Source organism: Paracoccus sp. JM45, from assembly GCF_003590715.1.
In the GTDB taxonomy this organism is placed as follows: domain Bacteria; phylum Pseudomonadota; class Alphaproteobacteria; order Rhodobacterales; family Rhodobacteraceae; genus Paracoccus.
In genome coordinates, this window is the sequence record NZ_QQVY01000001.1 from 321779 (window position 1) to 339875 (window position 18097).

General features: G+C 61.8%; 15 protein-coding genes. 7 read left to right on the forward strand and 8 right to left on the reverse strand.

Annotation, left to right across the window (positions count from 1 at the left end; all coding sequences use genetic code 11):
* The first annotated feature begins 5 nt into the window (after positions 1–5).
* The 4 genes from DWB67_RS01655 to DWB67_RS01670 all read left to right on the forward strand — a co-directional run bounded on the left by DWB67_RS01655 (position 6) and on the right by DWB67_RS01670 (position 5333).
* Positions 6–1334, forward strand: a complete 1329-nt coding sequence (locus DWB67_RS01655) for an HlyC/CorC family transporter (protein WP_119805748.1) — start codon at positions 6–8, stop codon at positions 1332–1334.
* An 84-nt stretch (positions 1335–1418) separates the two neighbouring features.
* Positions 1419–3440 (forward strand): transketolase, encoded by a 2022-nt coding sequence (gene tkt / locus DWB67_RS01660; protein WP_119805749.1) that lies wholly within the window; start codon positions 1419–1421, stop codon positions 3438–3440.
* A gap of 88 nt (positions 3441–3528) precedes the next feature.
* Entirely contained in the window at positions 3529–4464 is a 936-nt protein-coding gene (locus tag DWB67_RS01665; RefSeq protein WP_255418504.1) for a DMT family transporter, read from the forward strand.
* A complete protein-coding gene (locus DWB67_RS01670; protein ID WP_119805750.1) occupies positions 4464–5333 on the forward strand; it encodes a lysophospholipid acyltransferase family protein in 870 nt (289 codons plus the stop codon). The genes DWB67_RS01665 and DWB67_RS01670 overlap by 1 nt, the downstream gene beginning before the upstream one ends.
* 61 nt (positions 5334–5394) lie before the next feature.
* On the opposite strand, the gene DWB67_RS01675 is transcribed toward DWB67_RS01670, so the two are convergent.
* A complete protein-coding gene (locus DWB67_RS01675) occupies positions 5395–6804 on the reverse strand; it encodes a class II 3-deoxy-7-phosphoheptulonate synthase (RefSeq protein ID WP_119805752.1) in 1410 nt (469 codons plus the stop codon).
* A gap of 168 nt (positions 6805–6972) precedes the next feature.
* Between DWB67_RS01675 and DWB67_RS01680 the strand changes: the two genes are divergently transcribed.
* A complete protein-coding gene (locus DWB67_RS01680) occupies positions 6973–7962 on the forward strand; it encodes a GlxA family transcriptional regulator (protein ID WP_119805753.1) in 990 nt (329 codons plus the stop codon).
* Here DWB67_RS01680 and ftsY read toward each other — a convergent pair.
* The 6 genes from ftsY to DWB67_RS01710 form a co-directional block, all read right to left on the reverse strand.
* Positions 7959–9023 (reverse strand): signal recognition particle-docking protein FtsY, encoded by a 1065-nt coding sequence (ftsY, locus tag DWB67_RS01685; RefSeq protein WP_119805754.1) that lies wholly within the window; start codon positions 9021–9023, stop codon positions 7959–7961. The two genes, DWB67_RS01680 and ftsY, sit on opposite strands and share 4 nt — an antisense overlap.
* 103 nt (positions 9024–9126) lie before the next feature.
* Complete coding sequence (gene pgi, locus DWB67_RS01690) at positions 9127–10737, reverse strand: glucose-6-phosphate isomerase (RefSeq protein ID WP_119805755.1); 1611 nt, start codon at positions 10735–10737, stop codon at positions 9127–9129.
* A 17-nt stretch (positions 10738–10754) separates the two neighbouring features.
* Positions 10755–11426, reverse strand: coding sequence for a 6-phosphogluconolactonase (gene pgl / locus DWB67_RS01695; RefSeq protein ID WP_119806148.1), 672 nt, complete (start codon positions 11424–11426; stop codon positions 10755–10757).
* 2 nt (positions 11427–11428) lie between these two features.
* On the reverse strand, positions 11429–12880 hold the full coding sequence (gene zwf / locus DWB67_RS01700; RefSeq protein ID WP_119805756.1) for a glucose-6-phosphate dehydrogenase: 1452 nt from the start codon (positions 12878–12880) through the stop codon (positions 11429–11431).
* A 60-nt stretch (positions 12881–12940) separates the two neighbouring features.
* Positions 12941–13480, reverse strand: a complete 540-nt coding sequence (locus tag DWB67_RS01705; protein ID WP_119805757.1) for an RSP_2648 family PIN domain-containing protein — start codon at positions 13478–13480, stop codon at positions 12941–12943.
* Positions 13480–14673 (reverse strand): RSP_2647 family RNA methyltransferase, encoded by a 1194-nt coding sequence (locus DWB67_RS01710; RefSeq protein ID WP_119805758.1) that lies wholly within the window; start codon positions 14671–14673, stop codon positions 13480–13482. The genes DWB67_RS01705 and DWB67_RS01710 overlap by 1 nt, the downstream gene beginning before the upstream one ends.
* 179 nt (positions 14674–14852) lie before the next feature.
* Between DWB67_RS01710 and edd the strand changes: the two genes are divergently transcribed.
* Entirely contained in the window at positions 14853–16655 is a 1803-nt protein-coding gene (gene edd, locus DWB67_RS01715; RefSeq protein WP_119805759.1) for a phosphogluconate dehydratase, read from the forward strand.
* Between the two features lie 99 nt (positions 16656–16754).
* Complete coding sequence (locus tag DWB67_RS01720) at positions 16755–17636, forward strand: DMT family transporter (RefSeq protein WP_119806149.1); 882 nt, start codon at positions 16755–16757, stop codon at positions 17634–17636.
* On the opposite strand, the gene DWB67_RS01725 is transcribed toward DWB67_RS01720, so the two are convergent.
* Positions 17633–18094, reverse strand: coding sequence for a low molecular weight phosphatase family protein (locus DWB67_RS01725; RefSeq protein WP_119805760.1), 462 nt, complete (start codon positions 18092–18094; stop codon positions 17633–17635). The genes DWB67_RS01720 and DWB67_RS01725 overlap by 4 nt on opposite strands.
* Positions 18095–18097 lie beyond the last annotated feature (3 nt).

Consider the following 18097-nt stretch of genomic DNA (forward strand, 5'->3'; position numbering starts at 1 on the left):
GACCCATGGACGATCCTTCAAGTACTCTCGACGCTGCTTTGTGGCTGACCGCCGCCTCTATTATCGTACTTCTGGCAATGTCGGCCTTTTTTTCGGGGTCGGAAACGGCCCTGACGGCCGCCAGCCGCGCCAAGTTGCGCGCAAGGGCCGATAAGGGCGATACCGGTGCGCAAGCCGCCATCGCAGTGTCTTCCGACAGCGAGCGTCTGATCGGCGCCATCCTTCTGGGCAATAACGTCGTCAACATCCTGTCGGCCAGCCTTGCCACCGCCCTGTTCACCCGCCTTCTTGGCGGCAGCGGCGTGGCCATCGCCACCATTGTCATGACGGTTCTGGTGCTGATCTTTTCCGAAGTCATGCCGAAAACCTATGCCATTTCCGCCCCTGAAAAGGTGGCCAGCAAGGTGGCGCGACCTATCCGTCTGATCACGATCATCCTGTCGCCGATTGTCACCGTCGTCCGTCTGATCGTACGCGGCATGCTGCGCATCTTCGGCATGAGAACCGATCCGGATTCCCATATGTTTTCGGTCGAGGAGGAAATCGCCGGTGCGCTGTCGATCGGTCATGCATCGGGCGCTGTCCTGAAAGAGGATCGCGACCGTCTGCTGGGCGCATTGGACCTTGGCAACCGCGCCGTCGAAGAGGTGATGTTGCACCGCAGCGAAATCCAGATGATCGACGCGGATCTGCCGCCCGAAAAAATCCTCGAGACTATTCTGGCCAGCCCGCATACCCGCCTGCCCGTTTTCCGTGACGAACGAGAGAATGTCGTCGGTGTCGTCCATGCCAAAGACCTGCTGCGCGCCGTCAACCGTGCCGTGCGCGAGGCGAATGACCCCAGTGCAGCGGCGCGCTTTGACATCATGTCTGTCGTCATGGCCCCCTATTTCGTGCCTGAAACGAGCGCGCTGGACGAACAAATGCGCGAATTCCTGAAGCGCCGGACGCATTTCGCGTTGGTCGTGGATGAATACGGCAGCCTGCGCGGGTTGATCACGCTGGAAGATATCCTTGAGGAAATCGTCGGTGAAATCGCCGACGAGCATGACACCGAGGCCGACCAGACCCTGAAACCCAACGCGCAGGGCGATTATCTGGTCGAGGGTGGCATGACCATCCGCGACCTGAACCGCCAGCTGGACTGGACCCTGCCCGATGACGAAGCCAATACCGTTGCCGGTCTGGTCATCCATATGGCCCAGTCGATCCCCGAACAGGGACAGGTGTTTTCCTTCCACGGTTACCGCTTCGAAGTGGTGACCAGACGTGAAAACCGCATCACACGCCTGCGTATCAGACCACTGGTGATGCTGAACGGCACCGAAACTTAACGCCTTGGGAATGCGCGGGCGGCTTGCAACCGTCCCGCATCACCCCTAACACGATTGCATCATTTTTAGCCGCAAGGGATCGTCATGGACATTGCTGCCCGCCGCACCGCCAACCCCGACCACTGGAATCTGGCCAGCGCGATCCGCGTTCTGTCCATGGACGCGGTCGAGGCCGCCAATTCCGGCCATCCCGGCATGCCCATGGGCATGGCCGATGTTGCCACGGTCCTGTTCAAAAACCACCTGAAATTCGACGCCTCGGCGCCGCATTGGTTCGACCGCGACCGGTTTATCCTGTCGGCGGGCCACGGCTCGATGCTGATCTATTCGCTGCTGCATCTGACCGGTTACGAACAGATGACGCTGGACCAGATTCGCAACTTCCGCCAGATGGGGTCGATCACCGCAGGTCACCCTGAATACGGCCATGTCGAAGGTGTCGAAACAACCACCGGCCCGCTTGGTCAGGGCATCGCCACCGCTGTCGGTTTCGCCATCGCCGAAGAAGCCATGCGCGCGGAATACGGCGATTCGCTGTGTGACCACCGCACCTGGGTTATCGCCGGTGACGGCTGCCTGATGGAAGGCATCAGCCAAGAGGCGATTGCCCTTGCCGGCCACCAGAAGCTGGGCCGTCTGGTTGTCATGTGGGACAATAACGACATCACCATCGACGGTCGTGTCAGCCTGTCGGATTCCACCGACCAGCACGCCCGCTTTGCCGCCGCCGGATGGCGCGTGCTGTCCTGTGACGGCCATGATGCCGCCGATATCGACCGCGCCCTGACCGAAGCCGCCAAGGACGATGGCCGTCCGGTTCTGGTCGATTGCAAAACCATCATCGGTTTCGGTGCGCCCAACAAGGCCGACACCAACAAGGCGCATGGTTCGCCCCTTGGCAAAGACGAAATCACCGCGACCCGCGCCGCCTATGGCTGGGACGCCGAGCCGTTCCATATTCCCGATGCGATCATGTCCGAATGGCGCAAGATTGGCCAGCAGGGCGCGGACGCCCGCAAGGCTTGGAACGACCGCGTCGACGCCCTGTCCAGCGACCACCGCGGGGAATTCGCCCGCCGGATCGGCACCGATACCAACCCCAAGCTGGAAAAGATCATCGCCGACTTCAAAGCGAAGACGCTTGAGGAAAAGCCCAAACTGGCAACCCGCAAATCCAGCGAGAATGTCTTGGGTGTGCTGAACGCGGAAATGCCGGAAAACTTTGGTGGCTCGGCCGATCTGACCGGCTCGAACAACACCAAGACCAGCGATCAGGGCATCTTCAGCCCAGAAGACCGTCTGGGCCGTTACCTGCATTACGGTATCCGTGAACACGGTATGGCTGCTGCGATGAACGGCATCTGGCTGCATGGCGGTTTCCGCCCCTATGGCGGCACCTTCATGACCTTCACCGATTATGCCCGCGGCGCGATGCGTCTGTCGGCGCTGATGGGTCTGCCGGTTGTTTACGTCATGACCCATGACAGCATCGGTCTGGGTGAAGACGGTCCGACCCACCAGCCGGTGGAACATCTGGCCATCAGCCGCGCCACGCCGAACACGCTGGTGCTGCGTCCCTGCGACCAGATCGAAACCGCCGAAGCATGGGAAATTGCACTGTCGCAGGACAGCACCCCTTCGGTCATGGCCCTGTCGCGCCAGAACCTGCCGACGCTGCGCCAAGATGGTGGTGAAAACCTGTCCGCCAAAGGTGCCTATGTCCTGCGCGAAGCCATTGGCGGCACGCCCAAGGCGGTCCTCATGGCCACCGGTTCCGAGGTGGAAATCGCTGTCGCTGCCCGCGACGTGCTAGAGGCTGAAGGCATCCCGACCCGCGTTGTGTCGGTCCCCTCGATGGAGCTGTTCCGCGACCAGCCCGCCGCCTATCGAGAGGAAGTTCTGCCCGCGCAGACCGTCCGCATAGCCATCGAAGCGGCCATTCGCCAACCTTGGGACTGGCTGCTGCTGGGTGAACGCGGACAAGAGGCCAAATCGGCATTCGTCGGCATGCAAGGCTTCGGCGCATCAGGCCCGGCACCGGAACTGTACAACGACTTCGGCATCACCGCCGAAAAAGTGGTCGAGCACGTCAAAGGCATGCTGTGATCCCAAGAACCGTCCTTGGCGGAACTACAATCGCCACGGGGAAGCATCCGCTTTCCCGTGGCGACTTTCATTATAGGGACCTGACCTGATGCGCGCTCTTGCCCGTGCCTTTGCCCTGATGGGCCGCGAACGCGACGGCCTGCGCCAGCCACGGTCCGATCAGGCACGGTCCGATCAGGCACGGGGCATCGCATTGTTGCTGGCCGCCGTTCTGGGCTTCACCCTGATGGACGCCACGGCCAAACATTTGACGCAGACCTATCACCCCGCTCAGGTGATCTGGGCGCGTTTCGTCGGCAATCTGCTGATCTTTGCACTGATCTTCCGGCAGGGCATGATCCCCCTGATGCGGACACGTCAGCCGAAAATGCAACTGGCCCGCGCTTTCATGCAACTGGGATCAGTGGGGCTGTTCTTTACATCCCTGCAATATATCGGGCTGGCCGAAGCGACAGCGATCATGGATCTTAATCCGGTTCTGATCACGCTTGGCGCGGCGCTTTTCTTGGGTGAAAAAATCGGCCCCCGTCGCGTCGCAGGCATTCTGGCAGCACTGGTCGGCGCGCTGCTGATCATCCGGCCCGGTCTGGGCGTCTTTCAACCCGCCGCGCTTTTGCCGCTGGCGGGGGCTTTTACCTATGCCGCGGGTGCTTTGCTGACGCGGATGGTGCGGTCGGATTCCGTCGCCACCTCGGTCATGTGGTCGGCGGTTGTCGGAACGGTCGCGACCAGTCTTGTGGCACCATTCTTCTGGCAACCGATTGCGGCAGGCGATCTTTGGGCCTTTGCCCTTTTGGGGATTTTCGGCACCGTCAGCCAATATCTGCTCGTCCGCGCCTTCAGCGCCGCCGAGGCAGGGGCATTGGCGCCTTTCGGCTATACCGGTCTGATCTGGGCGGGCGTCTGGGGTTGGCTGTTTTTCGACAACCTGCCCGACAACTGGACGATTGCGGGCGCGACGCTTATCGTTGTGGCGGGCCTGTATGTCTGGTCGCGTGAAGCCCGCGTGACAAAGGGGGCGTGATGCGCGACGAACAACCCTCGGTCATGGATCGGGTAGCGAATTCCGCATTTCTGGCGATCATCGCGATGGCAAGGCTGCTGCCCTATGACCGCCGCATTCCGGCGATGGGTTGGGTGTTTTCGCGCGTGATCGCACCGGTCGCAGGTTGGCGGACCCGTATCCGCGACAACCTGCATCTGGCCCGCCCCGATCTGACCAAGCCCGAGGTCGAGGCGCTTGTCCGCGCTGTCCCCGACAATGCAGGCAGATCACTGGCCGAGATTTACGCAGGTGAGGAATTCACCCGACGCATCCACGAAGACGACCCGCTGGAAGGTCCCGGCCTGCCCGCATTGGAAGCCGCTTTCGAAGAAGGTCGCCCTGTCATTCTGGCCTGCGCGCATTTTGGCAATTACGACGCCATGCGGGCCGCACTGACGGGACGGGGCTGGCCCGTGGGGGCGCTTTACCGCCCGATGAACAATCAGGCCTTTAACCGCCATTACATCCCGGCCATCACCGCCATTGCGGAACCCATCTTTCCCCGTGGCCGATCAGGCTTTGCCGCGATGCTGCGTTTTCTGAAAGGCGGCGGCGGGCTGGCATTGGGGTTCGACCAATATCTGCGCGACGGGGCCGAGCTGCGGTTCTTTGACCTGCCGACCAAAACCGTGCTGACACCTGCCGAGCTGGCCGCCCGCTATGACGCGCTGCTGGTGCCGATTTCGGGAATTCGCCAGCCCGACGGCCTCGCCTTTCGCGTGCATGTCGGGGAACCTGTCGAACAGGACGAACCACGCCGGATGATGCAGGCCCTGAACGACGATCTGGAAAGGTTGATCCGCCAGCATATGGACCAATGGTTCTGGATACATCGCCGCTGGAAATGACCCGCGCATAAGAAAACGGCCCAAGGAAAACCTTGGGCCGTTTCATTTGGTGTCAGCAGTTTCAGACCGCTTTGGCAGCCAGTTCGGCGGCAGCGCCTTCGCGACGCGCGCGCAGTTCTTCGGCCACTAAGAATGCCAGTTCCAGCGACTGGCTTGCGTTCAGGCGCGGATCGCAAGCCGTGTGGTAACGGTCCGACAGATCCTCATCGGTCACAGCGCGGACGCCGCCGGTGCATTCGGTCACGTCCTTGCCGGTCATCTCGAAGTGCACACCACCGGGAATGGTACCCTCGGCCTGATGCACGCCAAAGAATTCGCGGACTTCGCGCAGGATCGAATCAAACGCGCGGGTTTTGTAACCGGTCGAGGATTTGATGACGTTGCCGTGCATCGGATCACAGGACCAGACGACCTTCGCTCCCTCTTCCTTGACGGCCTGAACCAGACGCGGCAGGTGGTCGCCGACCTTACCGGCACCAAAGCGTGCGATCAGGGTCAGACGGCCCGCCTCGTTTTCGGGGTTCAGCTTGGCCATCAGCACCTTCAGGTCGTCCGCCGTGGTCGAGGGACCGCACTTCAGACCGATCGGGTTCTGCACACCACGGGCAAATTCGACATGCGCGCCGTCAGGCTGACGGGTGCGATCGCCGATCCAGATCATGTGACCCGAACCCGCCACCGGCAGACCCGAGGTCGAATCGATGCGTGCCAAAGCCTCTTCGTATTCCAGCAACAGCGCTTCGTGGCTGGTATAGAAATCGACCTTGGACAGCTGGTGCGCGGTGTCGGAATTGACGCCAGCGGCCTGCATGAAGGCCATCGCATCACTGATCCGGCCTGCAATTTCACGGTATTTCGCCGCCTCGGGGCCGCCCACAAAATCAGCGATCCAGCTTTGGACGCGTTGCATATCGGCAAAACCGCCGGTGCTGAAGGCCCGCAGCAGGTTCAGCGACGCCGCTGCCTGCGTATAGGCCGCCAGCATCCGCTGGGGGTCGGGAATGCGGGCTTCGGGGGTGAAATCAAAGCCGTTGATGATGTCACCACGATAGCTGGGCAATTCCGTACCACTGATTGTTTCGGTGGGCGCACTGCGCGGCTTGGCGAACTGGCCCGCCATACGGCCAACCTTGACCACAGGCATCTGCGCGCCCCAGGTCAGCACGACCGCCATCTGCAGGATCACCTTGAAGGTGTCGCGCAGATTATCGGCGCTGAATTCGCTGAAGCTTTCGGCGCAATCGCCGCCTTGCAACAGGAAACCACGGCCTTCCGACACATCGGCCAGCTGTGATTTAAGGCGACGCGCCTCGCCTGCGAACACCAGCGGCGGATAACGGCGCAGTTGTTCCTCAACTGCCTCCAGCGCCGGTGAATCAAGATAATCCGGCATCTGGACGCGCGGATAGGCGCGCCAGCCTGCCTTGTCCCAGTTCTGGGTGGCGGCGGTCTTGCGGTTCTCCTGCGTCATGTCCTGCGCTCCTTGGAAAAATTGTCGGGCTGGTATAGTCGGGAACGGCCGTCAGGGAAAGACCTTGCTGCCGTGTTAGGCAGTGTTTCCGTCCAAAGGACTGCGACACTTGCCGTGGATCGGAAAGCCTGTTTGGCTGCGGGTCTTAGACAGGTCAAAGACACCCATATGACACCGGACAAACCACGCCGCTTTACCTTCCTGCTGCTGGACCGTTTCACGATGCTGCCCTTTACGGCGGCCATCGAACCGTTGCGTCTGGCCAACCGTGCTTCAGGGCAATTGCTGTATGATTGGCGGCTGGTGGGCGCGCGGGGCGATATGTCGGTCTGTTCGAACGGCGCGCGGGTCGTATTGGACGGAGGACTGGACGCAGATGCCCCGCCCCCCGGTCGGGACGAGGTGATCATCGTCTGCGGTGGCACCGAAATCGCGCGCGAGGCGACCCGTCCGGTTCTGGCATGGCTGCGGCGACAGGCACGGGGCGGGGCCTCGATCGGGGCCGTCTGCACAGGCGCATGGATTCTGGCCGAAGCAGGGTTGCTGGAAGGGCGAAAATCCACCATCCACTGGGAAAACCACGATGGTTTTGCCGAGGCTTTCCCGCAGGTCGATTTGTTCCGTTCGGTCTTTGTGCATGATGGCAACCGGTTGACAGCAGCGGGCGGGACCAGTTCGATCGACCTGATCCTGCATCTAATCGCCGAAAGCCACGGTGATGCGCTGGCGGCGGATGTCGCCGACCAGATGTTGCATACGGCGATTCGCACTGATCAGGACCGCCAGCGCCTGTCGATCCCGACGCGCATCGGCGTGCGCCATCCGCGCCTTGCCGCCGTGATCGCGCGGATGGAGGCGAACCTTGAGGATCCAATCAGCCCCGCGAAACTGGCCACAGACGCGGGCATGTCCACCCGTCAACTGGAACGGCTGTTCCGGCGATACCTGAACCGCAGTCCGAAACGCTATTACATGGAAACGCGGTTGGCGCGGGCGCGCAATCTGCTGATGCAGACCGAAATGTCGATTATCGAGATTGCGCTGGCGTCGGGCTTTTCCAGCCCGTCGCATTTTTCGAAATGCTACCGCGCGCAATACGGCAGCACCCCCTATCGCGAAAGGGGAACATCGGCGTCGATGGCGGTGGTCTGTCCCTAGGACAGACCGACCAGCGCGCGGGCAAAGTCCTGCGCGTCGAACGCATCCAGATCGTCGATCTGTTCACCCACCCCGATGGCATGGATCGGCAGGCCGAAACGGTCGGCCAAGGCCACCAGCACACCGCCCCGCGCCGTGCCGTCCAGCTTGGTCATCACCAGACCCGAAACATTGGCCAGCTTGCAGAAGGTATCGACCTGGCTCAGCGCGTTCTGACCCGTGGTCGCATCAAGAACCAGCAGCGTGTTATGGGGCGCATCGGGGTCTTTCTTGCGGATCACACGGACGATCTTGGCCAGTTCCTCCATCAGGTCCTGACGGTTTTGCAGGCGACCGGCGGTGTCGATTAACAGCAGGTCGGCACCGTCAGCCTCGGCCTTGACCATCGCATCGAAGGCAAGGCTGGCAGGGTCACTGCCCTGCGGCGCAACCATCACCGGCACGCCGGCGCGATCGCCCCAGATCTGCAACTGTTCGACAGCTGCTGCACGGAAGGTGTCGCCTGCGGCAATCACCACCGATTTTCCCGCCGCCTTGAACTGGCTGGCCAGCTTGCCGATGGTTGTCGTCTTGCCTGCGCCATTGACGCCGACAACCAGCACGACTTGGGGTTTCTTGGCGTAAATCGGCAAGGGCCGCGCGACCGGTTGCAGGATGCGGGCGACTTCGGTGGCCAGCAGCTCTTTCAGCTCGGTCGAGGACACGCGGCGGCCCATGCGGCCTTCGGCGATGTTGGCGGTGACGCGCAAAGCAGTTTCGACACCCAGATCGGCCTGGACCAACATGTCCTCCAGCTCCTCCAGCATGTCGTCATCCAGCGCGCGGCGGGGTTCTTCGACCTTTGCCTCGGACCGGCCAAACAGGCGACCGACAAGTCCGGGTTGCGGGGCAGGTTTTTGTTCGGGCTGTTCTGGAACCACATCCGGCAGCGCCAGCGGGGTCACCTGCGGGGCAGCGGGGGCTTCGGGTTGCGGGGTATCGCCCACAATATCGTCAAGATCCGAACCGATCTTTGTCGAAGACCGGCTCAGCCGCTCGCGCAGTTTCGAGAAAAACGCCATGATCCGACCTCATTTAATGCGGGCCGACCCTAGCTGTTTGGCGCGCAAAGGAAAAGCCACCAACGATGGGTTCGGGCGACGGGGCTGCCGCCGCCCGAAAGTATCAGCCGCGACCTGCGACGATCAGCGATGCCAGATGCAGGGTCGAGGCGTCATGCCCCGGTGCATCCTGACCTTCCAGCAAGGGGGCAACTTTCAGCGCCAGTTCCTTGCCCAGTTCCACACCCCACTGGTCAAAGCTGTTGATGCCCAGAATCACGCCCTCGACGAAGACGCGATGTTCATACAGCGCGACGATCTGGCCAAAGACATAAGGCGTCAGCTTGTCGAACAGCAGCGTGGTTGAAGGGCGGTTTCCCGGGAAGACGCGGTGACGTGCCTGACGTTCCAGTTCGTCGCCGGTCAGACCCTTGGCTTCCATCAGCGCGCGCGCTTCGTCCAGCGTGCGGCCCCGCATCAGCGCCTCGGACTGGGCAAGGCAGTTTGCGGCCAGCAGGATGTGGTGATGTGCCAATTCGGGTTCATGGCCATTGGCGGCCAGAATGAATTCGCATGGCACCGGCGTCGTGCCCTGATGGATCAGCTGGTAAAACGCATGCTGGCCGTTGGTGCCGGGTTCGCCCCAGACGACCGGACCGGACACAACTGCCAGATCGCTGCCGTCCATCGCCACGCGCTTGCCGTTCGATTCCATCTCCAGCTGCTGCAGATAGGCGGGCAGACGCAGCAGACGGTTGTCATAGGGCAGCACGGCGCGGGTCGGATAGCCGCAAACCTGATGGTTCCAGATGCCGACCAGAGCCAGCATCACCGGAAGGTTTTCGGCCAAGGGCGCATTGCGGAAATGGGCGTCCATCGCCGCGCCGCCTGCCAGAAACTGGTCAAAGCCTTCGTCGCCAATGGCCAGCATCAGCGACAGGCCGATCGGACCCCAGACGGAATAACGGCCCCCGACCCAATCCTCGAACCCGAAGACGCGCGATTGGTCGATGCCGAAGTCGCCGGTCTTATCAACCGCCGAGGACAGCGCCACGAATTGCGCCGCAGGTTCGGTGACCTTGGCCGCCATCCAGTCGCGGGCGGTTTTGGCGTTGGTCATGGTTTCGATGGTGGTGAAGGTCTTAGATGCGACGATCACCAGCGTCGTCGTCGGGTCCAGACCCTTCAGCGTGTCGGCGATATCGGCGCCATCTACGTTGCTGACGAAATGCGCGCGCGGCCCGTCGTGATAAGGGGCCAGCGCCAGCACCGCCATATAAGGTCCAAGGTCGGACCCGCCGATGCCGATATTAACAATATCGGTGATCTTGCCGCCCTGCCCCGTAAAGGCACCCGACCGCACATCGCGCGAAAACGCGGCCATGCGGGCATAGGTGTCGCGCACCGCTGGCATCACGTCCTGACCGTCAACCGTCACGCTGCCCGACAGGTTGCGCAATGCTGTGTGCAGCACGGCGCGGCCTTCGGTTTCATTGATCTTTTCGCCGGTGAACATCGCCTCACGACGATCCTCGACCTTGGCATTGCGGGCCAGATCCAGCAGCAGATCGCGGGCCTTGGCATCAATGCTGGTCTTGGACCAGTCGAAGACCAGCCCGTCAGCATTCGTGCAATAATCGGTCGCACGGGACGCATCGGCGGCGAACAGGCCGTCAATGCGGGTATCGCCCTGCGATTGGCGATGGGATTTCAGAAGGTTCCAGCTGTCGGACATCAAGCTATTCCTTTTGGTCATTCGGCCCAGTGGACGGTGGCGGCATCAAGGAAGGCACGGATCGGGGCCTCGATCGGGGATAGCTTCATGGCGCGGTTCAGCGCCTCGCGCTTTTCGGGGCCCATGATCAGCACGTGGATATTGATCGCATCAGCCAGAACCGGACGCGTCAGGGTGATCCGCGGTTCTTCGGCGCCTTCGGCACGGATGGCCATCAGGGGCGGCGCATTATTCGCCATCGCGGCCTCAAGATGATCGGCACCGGGGAACAGACTGGCGGTGTGCATGTCATTGCCCATCCCCAGCAGCGCTACGGTCAACGGCAGATGCGGCTGAAGCCGTTCGGCCAGACTTTCCGTTGCCAGATCGGGCGAGGCATCGCCGGTATAGAGATCGATGTAATCAGCCGTGAACGCCTTATCCTTCAGCAGGTGACGGCGCAGCAGGCGGGTGTTCGACCGCTTGTGATCGCCATCCACCCAGCGTTCGTCCCCCAGAACCACGGTCACGCGGCCCCAGTCCAGATCAGCACCGGACAGAGTTTCAAAAACCGGCGCGGGCGACGTTCCGCCCGGCACGCAAAGCGTCGCGCTGTCATTGCTGCGCAGGTGCTGGGTCAATTGCGAGGCCAGCTGGTCTGCCAATGACAGGGCCAGCATTTCGCGGTCGGGATATTCCTTGAACTGCATGCTCATGATCTGATCTCCCTCCAACGGCGGTTGTCACGGTGCATCAGGCGCAACGCTTCTTCCGGCCCCGAGGATCCGGCATCATAGGGTTCCGGCTTACGCTTGCTGTCTTCCCATGCGTTGATGATGGGATCGGTCCATGCCCAAGCGGCCTCGACCTCGTCTCCGCGCATGAACAGGGTCTGGTTGCCACGGATCACATCCATGATCAGACGTTCATAGGCGTCGGGCATATCGGCACCTTCCGGTCCCAAAGCATCGGCAAAGGACATGTCCAGCGGCACCTGCACCAGACGCATACCGCCCGGACCCGGTTCCTTGATCATGACCTTCATGTTCATGCCTTCATTGGGCTGAAGGCGGATGACCAGTTCATTGGCCTTGGGCGTGCCGCTGTCGTCAAAAATCGAATGCGGCGGTTCCTTGAACGTGATCGCAATTTCGCTGGTCCGCGACCGCAGCTTCTTGCCGGTGCGCAGATAGAAAGGCGTCCCCTGCCAGCGCCAGTTCGAGATACGGACCTTCATCGCGACATAGCTTTCGGTGCGCGAATTGGGATCCTCGGAATCCTCGACATAGCCGGTGGTGTCTTCATCGGCCTGATACTGGCCGCGCACGATATCGGATGTTTCGACCGGTTCCAGCGCGCGGATCACCTTCAGCTTTTCGTCCCGAACGGCATCGGGGTCAAAGTGATAGGGCGGCTCCATCGCGATCAGGCACAAAAGCTGCATCATGTGGTTCTGGACCATGTCGCGGATTGCGCCGGACTTGTCATAATAGCTGCCGCGACCGGCCACGCCGACGGTTTCAGCCACCGTGATCTGGACGTGGTCGATGAATTGCGCGTTCCACAAGGGTTCGAACAGGATGTTCGCAAAGCGCACGGCCATCAGGTTCTGGACGGTTTCCTTGCCCAGATAATGGTCGATGCGATAGATCTGGTCTTCCTGGAAATGCAGCGCCAGCGTGGCGTTCAGCGCCTTGGCGCTGGCCAGATCGCGGCCAAAAGGCTTTTCCACAACGATGCGGCTGTTGGCATCGGCGATCTTATGGCCTGCCAGACGTTCGGCGATATCCCCGAACAGGGCCGGTGCGACCGAGAAATAGAAGGCATGCACCGTGCCGCGCCGCATCCGCGTTTTCAATTCCTTCCAGCCGCCTTCGCCACGCGCATCAATCGCGACATAGCCCAGCAGTTCAAGGAATTGCGCCAGTTGCGGATCGTCTTCCGACACTTTGGCAAATTCGCAAATGGCCTTGGACGCCTCGACGCGGAAAGCGGCGTCATCCTGTTCGGTCCTTGCGGCACCGATAATGCGGCTGGTGGTCGGGAACTGCCCGGCCTTGAAGCGCCGGTAAAGCCCGGGCAAAATCTTGCGGTGGGCCAAGTCGCCCGTAGCGCCAAAGATCACAAGGTCGAAATCTTCGACCGGAATGACACGCGAGACCATGCTGTCCTCCTTATGGGTGGCTTTCGCCATAACTGTTGTTAGCGTTAACGGCAATGCGTTTCAAGATCGCACCGCTTTGGCCATGCGCGGCAATTGTCCACGTTTCAGCATTTGTACAGGGGTCATATCACCCCCCATAGCCACAGCCTTGTCACAAACGGCACCGATAACCTTGGTGACATGGTCGGGGTCTTTTCGGAAAAGGTCCAGCAGGAAGGCATCGGGGTGGACAGCCCGCAGGCCGATCCCCGCCATCATCCGTTGCGGAAAGTCGCGCAGATTGGCGGTGATGATCACATCTGCATCACCAGCCAATGCCGCCTCGACCACGTGGCGGTCGGTGGGGTCGGGAAAATCCAGATCAATGGCCCGATCCCCATCATGGGGTTGAACCGCATCGGGAAACCCAAGCCGCAGCAGGGCGATTTCGGCACCGGCGATCTGCCCCGCATCGGGACCAAGTCGCAGCGCCACATGGCGCCACTCCTCTAATATCCGTTCCGACCACAAGGGGGTGAAGCGGCCATCTGCGGCAAGATCGCACAGGATCTCGCGCAGGATGGTCGGGAACAACACACAGGCGTCCAGAACGGCGCGCATCAATCCAGCCGGAAGAACAGCGACTTGAGGTAGCCGGTTTCCGCCAGCTGCGGCAACGTCGGGTGGTCGGGGCCTGCCTGACCCGAATGGATCAGAACGCCGCGACGCCCGCCACGGCCGATACCGCGCGCGCTGGAGTTGCGGAAGGCGGTCAGATCGGCGGCATGCGAACAGCTGCACAGCCCCAAATATCCACCCGGCGACACCAAAGGTGCAGCCAGTTTGGCAACACGCTCATACGCACGCAGACCGGCGTCCAGCGCCGATTTCGACGGCGCGAATGCGGGGGGATCGCAGATCACGACATCGAACTGTCGTCCCTGTTCGGCCAGCGTTTCCAGTGCCTTGAAGGCATCCGACTGCATGGTTTCAAAGCGGCCGGTGGCACCCATCGCTTCGGCACCGCCGACGGCCAGCTTCAGCGCAGGCGCGCTGCCGTCCACGGCGGTTGCATGGGTCGCACCTGCGGCCAATGCTGCCAGACCGAAACCGCCGACATGGCTGAAAACATCCAGAACGGTCGCGCCTTTGGACAGGCGCTGTGCAAAAGCGTGGTTGGGGCGCTGGTCATAGAACAGGCCGGTCTTCTGACCGCCCATCATATCCGCCAGATAGATCGCGCCGTTCATCGACACCTGCACCGGCGCGTCGGGCGCATCGCCGCGCAACACATCCATGCGTTCGGCCAGACCTTCCAGCCCGCGCGCACGGCCCTGACCGTTGGCGATGACGGTCTTGACGCCCACAACCTCGACCAGCGCATCGGCGATATCCTGCGCCATATTGTCGGACCATGCCGCATTGGGCTGCATCACGACGGCATCGCCAAAGCGGTCGACGATCAGGCCGGGAAGGCCGTCAGCCTCGGCGTGGACAAGACGATAGAAGGGTTCGTCGTAAAGACGGGTCCGCATTTCCAACGCGCGGGTCAGCTTGGCACGCAGCCATGCGCCGTCGATCTGCGCATCGGGGTCAAGGTCCATGACCCGACCGATGATTTTGGACACGGGGTTGACGGTCACCAGACCCAAGGGGCGGCGTTCAGCATCCTCTAGGACGGCAAAGCCGCCTGCTGGCAGGGCCTTGGTGCGGCGATCCAGCACGGCCTCATCAGCAAAGACCCACGGGAATCCGTGACGGATTGCCTGAGGCTTCGATTTCGGACGCAAGCGGATGACGGGCAGATCATTCATTGGAAAAAATCCTTTCGCGGCTGATCTGACATGTGACCCGCCTTCGCACAAGGCGCGCCACCTAGCTTTGATCGGAAAATATACGATGATCGACCATCTAGCGACACGATAATCACAGGCAATGGTTGAACCGTTAACGCTAACGGACTATAGTAGGTCAAACCCAAAGGAGGCCAGCCATGACCCTTCACGCCACTCTCGACCGGGTGACAGACCGCATCCGCGAACGTTCGCTGAAAACGCGTGCCGCCTATCTGGACAAGATCGCCCGCGCCGCCCAGAACGGCCCCGCCCGCGCCCATCTGTCCTGCGGCAACCAGGCCCATGCTTATGCCGCGATGGCGGATAAGGAAGACATGGCCACGACGCGCAAACCGAACATCGGCATCGTTTCGGCCTATAACGACATGCTGTCGGCGCATCAGCCTTTCGAACATTATCCCGCGATGATCCGCAGTGCAGGCCATGCGGCGGGCGCGACGGTTCAGGTTGCAGGTGGCGTTCCGGCCATGTGTGACGGCGTGACCCAAGGCCGCCCGGGGATGGAGCTGTCGCTGTTTTCCCGCGATGTCATTGCCTTGGCCGCCGGTGTCGCACTGTCGCATGACTGCTTTGATTCGGCGATGTATCTGGGTGTTTGCGACAAGATCGTGCCGGGCCTGATCATCGCGGCGGCAACTTTCGGCCATGTGCCTGCGGTCTTCGTGCCTGCCGGCCCCATGCCATCCGGCCTGCCCAACGATGAAAAATCCAAGGTCCGCCAGCAATTCGCCACCGGCGAGGTCGGCCGCGAGGAACTAATGGCCGCTGAAATGGCCAGCTATCATTCCGCAGGCACCTGTACCTTCTATGGCACGGCCAATACCAACCAGATGCTGATGGAATTCATGGGCCTGCACCTGCCCGGATCGTCCTTCGTGAACCCCAACACGCCCCTGCGCGAGGCGCTGACAGTGGCTGCCGTCGAACGCGCCGCCGCCATCACTAATCTGGGCAATGAATATCTGCCCGCCGGTCACGTCATGGACGAACGCGCCTTTGTGAACGGCATCGTCGGCCTGATGGCCACGGGCGGCTCGACCAACCTTGTTCTGCACCTGCCCGCCATGGCGCGTGCTGCCGGTGTCCTGCTGGACATCGAGGATTTTCACGACCTGTCCGAAAACGTGCCGCTGATGGCGCGCGTCTATCCCAACGGTCTGGCCGACGTGAACCACTTCCACGCCGCAGGCGGTCTTGGCTATATGATCGGCCAACTGTTGGAGGGTGGCCTGCTGCACCCCGATGTCAAGACGATCAACGGCACGGGTCTGGACGGCTATACCGCCGAGCCCAAGCTGGACGCGGGCCGTGTGCGTTGGGAAGCCGGTGCGAAAGATTCGCTGAACGACCGCATCCTGCGCCCCGCCGCAGACCCCTTCGCGAAAACCGGTGGTCTGAAGCAGCTTCAGGGCAATCTGGGTCGCGGCGTCATCAAGATCAGCGCCGTCGCCCCCGAACGCCATGTGATCGAGGCGAAGGCCCGCGTCTTTTCCGATCAGGAATCGGTCAAGACGGCCTTCCGCGCCGGTGAATTCAACGAAGACACCATCGTCGTCGTCCGCTTCCAAGGGCCGCGCGCCAATGGCATGCCGGAACTGCATTCGCTGACGCCGACGCTGGCGGTCCTGCAGGATCGCGGGTTGAAGGTCGCGCTGGTCACCGACGGGCGCATGTCGGGTGCCTCGGGCAAGGTGCCTGCGGCGATCCATATCTCGCCCGAGGCGGCAAGCGGTGGGCCCTTGGCCCGCGTACAGGACGGCGATCTGCTGCGTCTGGATGCGGCATCCGGAACGCTGGAATGTCTGGCCGAAGGTTTTGAAAGCCGCCAGCCGGTTGCATTCGACCCGACCGAAAGCAGCGAAGGTATGGGCCGCGAATTGTTCAGCGCCTTCCGCGCCGTGGCAGGCCCCGCCACCGAAGGCGCAGGCGTCGTCGTTTAAAAACCTGCAACGCCACCGCCCGACAGATCGGGCGGTGGCATATCGCTTGCCATGACTTCCCTGCCCGCCTATCTGCGTTGTGAACGCAAAGGGGAACATATGGGCCAGATGACTCATCCAGCCCGTACGGGTGCTGCCTTGATGATCGGCGCAGGGGCGATGTTTGCCTGCGTGAACACCATGCTGCAATTCGTCACCATGAAGCTGGGCGTTCCCGCCCCCACCGCCACCTTCTGGCAATACGGAATTGCCTTGGTTGTCCTGCTGCCTTGGCAGGGTGTCGGCCTGTCCGCCCTGCGCACCCGTCGTTTTCCTGCCCATGTCCTGCGGGTCGGCTTTGCGGTCGGTGGCGTCCAGCTGTGGGCGATGGGTCTGGCACATGTGCCGATCTGGCAGGCGATTTCCCTGATCATGCTGTCTCCGTTTTTCGTCACGGCAGGCGCGGCCCTGCTGCTGGACGAAGATGTCACCCCCCAACGCTGGCTGGCCGTTCTGGCCGGTTTTGCAGGTGGCGCGGTGATCCTGTCGCCATGGGATGACAATTTCACCCTTTGGGCGCTGGCCCCCGTGGTGGCGGCGGCGCTCTGGGCGGCCTCATCGCTGATGACCAAGCGTATGACGGCCACCGAAAGCCCTGCGACGCTGACGCTGTATCTGCTGGCCTTGCTGACGCCGCTGAATGCGCTGCTGACATTGGGCAGCGGCGGCATGGCACCAGGCGGGATGACGGCCTTTCTGGCACTGGCCGTTGCGGGACTGCTGACGGCTGCGGCGCAATTTGCTCTGGCGAAAGCCTATGCCACGGCAGATGCCGCTTTCTTGCAGCCATTCGACCACGTCAAACTGCCATTCAATGTGGTGCTGGGCATTCTGGCCTTCGGCTTTGTGCCACCGGGCAGCATGTGGCTGGGGTCGGCGCTTATTGTCGCGGCATCCATGTGGCTGCTGTCGTCCGAGGCCCGCAGCCCCGCGCGCATCTAATCCTGTCGCGTGGGTCCGAAACGTTCCAGCATCCGCTTTTCGATCTGGTCACGCGTCTGGCGATAGGCGGCCAGACGCGCCTCTCGTCCCTCGGCCAGACCGGCGGGGTCCATGATGGGCCAGTATTCGATTTCCAGATGGGCATGGCGGGTCATTTCCAATGCCATGCGCTGGCTGGCAGGTGACAGGGCAACGATCAGATCGAACTGCCCCAGATCATCGCCCCAATCCTGCATTTCTTCAAAGCTGCGGCTGCGGTGGTCGGCCAAGGGGATGCCGACCTCCTCGCAGACGGCAATGGCAAAGCCGTCCACATCCATATCGTTTTTGACCCCTGCCGATTGGACATAGGCGGCATGGCCATAGAATTTCTTCATCATGCCTTCGGCCATAGGGGAACGAATGGCATTATGATCGCAACAGAACAGAACCGATGAAGGAAACTTGTCCTGCGCCATAAT